The sequence below is a fragment of the Streptomyces sp. SID1328 genome (assembly GCF_009865595.1).
Classification (GTDB): Bacteria; Actinomycetota; Actinomycetes; order Streptomycetales; family Streptomycetaceae; genus Streptomyces; species Streptomyces griseoluteus.
This window is the reverse complement of record NZ_WWKH01000351.1, coordinates 1-411: the sequence shown is the minus strand read 5'-3', so window position 1 is coordinate 411 and position 411 is coordinate 1. Positions and strand designations below refer to the sequence as shown.

The following is a 411-nucleotide window of genomic DNA, read 5'->3' as shown; positions in this document are numbered from 1 at the left end:
GACAGCAAGACGCTGAGCGCGCTGGCGATGACCCAGGCGCACGCCGCGAAGGCCGATTTCCGCCGCAAGGCCGCCGAGGAGGCCGCCGCGCAGGCGAAGGCCGCCGCCGAGGGCGCGGCGCTGCAGGCCACCAAGGCCGCGGAGAACGCCGACAAGGCCAAGGCCGCCCAGACCAAGGCGGCGACGGCCGAGCAGAAGGCCAAGACCGCCGCGGCCGACGCCGACGCCAAGCGCGTCACGGCCGAGCAGCAGCGCGACTACGCCAAGTCCCAGCGCGATCTCGCCGCGAGCGAGCGGGACAAGGCGGCGGCCGCGGAGCGGACCGCGCAGTCGCAGCGGCAGGTCGCGGCCGACCAGCTGACGGCCGCGCAGGCGGCCGGCGCCACCGCGGCCGAGAAGAAGGACGACGCG

General features: G+C 76.6%; 1 pseudogene. It reads left to right on the top strand.

The window, feature by feature from the left end:
• Positions 1-411: pseudogene (locus GT030_RS10265) on the top strand (hypothetical protein); the annotation flags it as partial.